The organism is Pseudoalteromonas sp. Z1A6 (assembly GCF_011378745.1).
GTDB classification, from domain to species: Bacteria; Pseudomonadota; Gammaproteobacteria; order Enterobacterales; family Alteromonadaceae; genus Pseudoalteromonas; species Pseudoalteromonas arctica.
This window is the reverse complement of the sequence record NZ_WTKW01000330.1, coordinates 1-4,639: the sequence shown is the minus strand read 5'-3', so window position 1 is coordinate 4,639 and position 4,639 is coordinate 1. Positions and strand designations below refer to the sequence as shown.

General features: G+C 41.2%; 2 protein-coding genes. One reads left to right on the top strand and one right to left on the bottom strand.

What is annotated here, in order from left to right; all coding sequences use genetic code 11:
• Positions 1 to 114 precede the first annotated feature (114 nt).
• Positions 115 to 2,304, bottom strand: coding sequence for a malate synthase G (locus GQR46_RS16475; RefSeq protein WP_165741548.1), 2,190 nt, complete (start codon positions 2,302 to 2,304; stop codon positions 115 to 117).
• A gap of 241 nt (positions 2,305 to 2,545) precedes the next feature.
• Between GQR46_RS16475 and GQR46_RS16470 the strand changes: the two genes are divergently transcribed.
• Positions 2,546 to 4,147, top strand: a complete 1,602-nt coding sequence (locus GQR46_RS16470) for an isocitrate lyase (protein WP_165741547.1) — start codon at positions 2,546 to 2,548, stop codon at positions 4,145 to 4,147.
• Positions 4,148 to 4,639 lie beyond the last annotated feature (492 nt).

Genomic DNA, 4,639 nt, shown 5'->3' with positions numbered 1-4,639 from the left:
TGTATTATCTATATACCTTTAAAATGCCATATAAGCGCTGCTTTTTTAATTCCAGACGATAAAAAACCAGCTTAAAAGCTGGTTTAGTACTTAATCTGAACTTTGCTTAAGCGGTTAAAGCGTATTCGTTTTTTGTACTTTATATTTTATACGGTAGCTATGTAGTAGTGGTTCAGTGTAACCACTAGGTTGTGTTACGCCCTCTAAAACTAATGCAGTAGCGGCTTGATAGGCAATGCTGTTATTAAGGGTTTCTTCGTTTGTTGCCATGGGTGTATATGCAGTGTCGTGCTCGTTTTGACCATCAACTACTTTGGCCATTTTAGCCATTGTTGATTTTATTTGCGCCTGTGAACACACGCCATTTAGCAACCAATTAGCCATATGCTGGCTTGAAATACGCAGTGTTGCTCTGTCTTCCATTAGCCCGATATGGTTAATGTCGGGTACTTTTGAGCAGCCAACGCCTTGATCAATCCAACGTACAACGTAGCCTAAAATGCCTTGTGCGTTGTTTTCAAGCTCGCTTTGAATATCTTCTTTTGAAAGCGTTTTAGGGTCTGCCATTAGCGGCGGTGTAAGCAGGTCATTAAGGCTAGCAATAGTACGTTTAGCAATACTTTGCTGCTCGGTAAATACGTTTACATCGTGATAATGCATTGCGTGCAGAGTAGCGGCTGTAGGGGAGGGCACCCATGCTGTATTAGCGCCTGATTTAGGATGTGCTAGTTTTTGCTCCATCATTAATGCCATTTTATCTGGCATTGGCCACATGCCTTTACCAATTTGTGCTTTATGACTTAAGCCACAAGCAAGGCCAATATCGACATTGCGATCCTCATATGCGCTTATCCATGATTGCTGTTTAATCTGTGCTTTTGGAAGTACAACACCCGCTTGCATAGAGGTATGAATTTCATCGCCGGTTCTATCTAAAAATCCGGTGTTGATAAATACCACACGCTCTTTAGCTGCATGAATACAGGCTTTTAGGTTTACAGATGTACGGCGTTCTTCATCCATAATACCCATTTTAAGGGTGTTTTTAGGTAAGCTTAGCGCTTCCTCTACTAGGCTAAATAAAGTGTTAGTAAACGCCACTTCTTCAGGGCCGTGCATTTTTGGTTTTACTATATTAATACTTTGCGCGCTGGTATTTTTTATACCTGTTTTTTTGTTTAGGTCGTGCAGGGCAGCGGTGGCTGTAAACATCGCATCCATAATGCCTTCAAATACCGGTTGATTGTACACATCGGTAATAGCAGGGTTCGTCATTAAATGGCCAACGTTTCTAACAAACATCATGCTGCGGCCTTTTAAAGTAACGGTGCCGCCGTCAAGTGCGGTGTATATTTTATCACTTTGTAGGGTACGCTCTACGGTTTTATCGCCTTTTTTAAACGATTCAACTAAGTTACCTTGCATCAAACCAAGCCAATTTTTATAAACCTGTACTTTATCTTCTGCATCTACTGCAGCTACTGAATCTTCACAGTCCATAATGGTGGTGAGTGCGGCCTCTAACACTACATCTTTTAAGCCTGCTTTATCTGCTTGGCCAATAATGTGGTGGTGATCGATATGTAGCTCTATGTGTAAATCATTGTTTTTTAATAATACTACAGTAGGATTTTGCGCTTCACCTTGATAGCCAATAAGCTGAGATGGGTCGGCTAATGTGGTTTGAGAGCTATCACGTAACGTAATTAAAAGTGCGCCATCTACTACTGAATAATTAGTGCTTTCTATGTGCGAGCCATTAGTCAGCGGCAATGCTTTATCTAAAAACTGACGAGCGTAGGCCATGACTTTAAAACCACGTACTGGGTTGTAAGTAGTGCCTTTTTCGGCGCCATCGTCTTCGCTTAACACATCAGTGCCGTATAAAGCGTCGTATAACGAACCCCAACGTGCGTTAGCAGCATTAAGTGCAAAGCGTGCGTTACTTACAGGCACAACCAACTGAGGCCCTGCTGTAAGCGCTACCTCGGGTTCTACATTTTGAGTTTCAATCTCAAAGTTGGCAGGCTCTTTTACTAAATAACCAATATCTTGCAAAAAGGCTTGGTACTTAACGCTATCCCACGCTTTATTAGCAAGATGGTAGTCGTCTATTTGCTTTTGAAGCAGCTCTCGCTTTTCAAGCAATGCTGTGTTTGTAGGGGTAAGTGTTTGCACTATATGTGCAAAGTTTTGCCAAAACTGCTGCTCACTCAAATGCGTGCCAGGGAGTAATTGGTTTTTAACGAAATCAGCAAGTTGTGTGTCTACGCTGAGTCCTGAATGTGTGAGAGTGTGGGACATAATTGCCTTCCTTAAACGGTCGCGATGTTGTTGTGTGCTTGTGCGTTAAGGCAACAATAACTCAAAAAAGCAATGTTGAGTGCTTTTTAGCCATTCACAAAATGTATAGCCGCAATAATAACTATAAATTTACTAAATCTAAAAAATGAGCCTAATGTTGAATCAAGCGAAACGGAGCACACACTCCTAGCCACTCTCACAACATTAAAATAATTTACACACTCGTTCGAAGGATTTTATTATGACAACATATCAACGCGAAACAGACACTCTTTCTACTCTTTGCCAATCTCAAGGCAGCCCATGGAAAGCTATTAACCCTGAATACGCAAGCCGTATGCGTTTACAAAACCGCTTTCGTACTGGGATTGAAATTGCGCAATACACAGCAGACGTAATGCGTGAAGATATGGCTGCATATGACGCAGACACAAGCCAGTACACACAGTCTTTGGGGTGTTGGCATGGTTTTACTGCCCAACAAATGATGATGGCTATTAAGCGCCACCAAAAAACAACTAAACGCAGCTATGTGTACTTAAGTGGCTGGATGGTTGCAGCGCTTCGCTCTGCATTTGGCCCGCTGCCAGATCAAAGCATGCACGAAAAAACGTCGGTTCCTGCATTAATTGAAGAAATTTATACGTTTTTAAAGCAAGCTGATGCACGCGAACTTGACCACTTATTTAATGACCTAGATGCAGCAAAAGCGAATGGCGGTGACGTTCAAGCGGTTATTGATAAAATAGACAACTTTGAAACCCATGTTGTGCCAATTATTGCTGATATTGACGCTGGTTTTGGTAACGAAGAAGCAACTTATTTACTCGCTAAAAAAATGATTGAAGCCGGTGCGTGTGCCATTCAAATAGAAAACCAAGTGTCTGACGCTAAGCAATGTGGTCACCAAGCGGGTAAAGTTACAGTACCGCACGAAGACTTTTTAGCAAAAATCAATGCAGTACGTTACGCTTTTTTAGAACTCGGTATTGATAACGGTATTATTGTGGCACGCACAGATTCATTAGGTGCCAGCCTTACTCAAAAAGTACCTGTGTCGCAAACACCTGGTGATTTAGCAAGCCAGTACAATGCATTTTTAGAAACCACGCCAATTAACGGTGTTGATGACTTAAATGAAGGCGACACGGCAATGAAAATTAATGGCCAGTTATGTAAACCAACTCGCCTAGATAACGGTTTATTTCAATTCCGCGAAGGCACTGAAAAAGACCGCGTAGTTCTAGATTGTATTACGAGCTTGCAGTCGGGCGCTGATTTACTGTGGATTGAAACAGAAAAACCACATGTTAAACAAATCGCAGAGCTGGTAAATCGTGTAAAAGAACACGTGCCAAATGCAAAACTGGTATACAACAACTCGCCTTCGTTTAACTGGACGCTTAAGTTCCGTGAGCAAGTATATCAAGAATGGCAAGAAGCTGGCCGTGACTTAAGTGCTTACCCAAGCCTTGGCGACAACAAAGGCTTAATGGCTCCAGAAATGGATGCAACAGAGCTTGCTCAAGCAGCCGATTTACTAGTGCAAAACTTCCAACGCGATGGCGCACGTGAAGCCGGTATTTTCCATCACTTAATTACTCTGCCTACGTACCATACAGCTGCGCTAAGCACTGATATTTTATCAGAAGGTTACTTTGGCGACATGGGTATGCTGGCGTACGTACGTGATGTACAGCGCCAAGAGATTCGCCGTGAGCAGGCTTCTGTTAAGCACCAAGATTTAGCGGGTTCTAACATGGGCGATACACACAAAGAATACTTCTCTGGTGATAATGCGCTAAAAGCCGGTGGTGAAGATAACACCATGAACCAATTTTAATTCCTAACTAGATAGTGTTACTCAAGGGCCAATAGGCCCTTTTTTATTGCTTTAAGTAAAGTTAGAACATTGAAGCACAATTACAGATCAGACTTTAACTAACCTAATCATGTTGGATCACGATTTAACTACCTGAGTAAATTTACAGATCAGAGTTTAACTAACCTTTCATAAAACGACCTTTTTTAGGTGATTTTGCTGTAAATAGCGTTTACAGCAACTAAAAAAAGCGGATAAGTGACTGATTTTTGCTTTAATAGACAAACAGAGGAAATTTATAAACCGATTTTTTACTAACTTCTCGTTGCTATAAAACAAAATTTTACTAACTGAGAGGGTATAAACAGTGACTCAAACCGATATTTTACCAACTCAAGTTACAAAAAAGGCTATAAACCGAAATTTTACTAACTGAAGCTTTAGCTAAGTCCGATATTTAACTGTCACAGAAGTGTAAAGGGGGTTTACAGTTTGAATACTATAGCGGTAAAT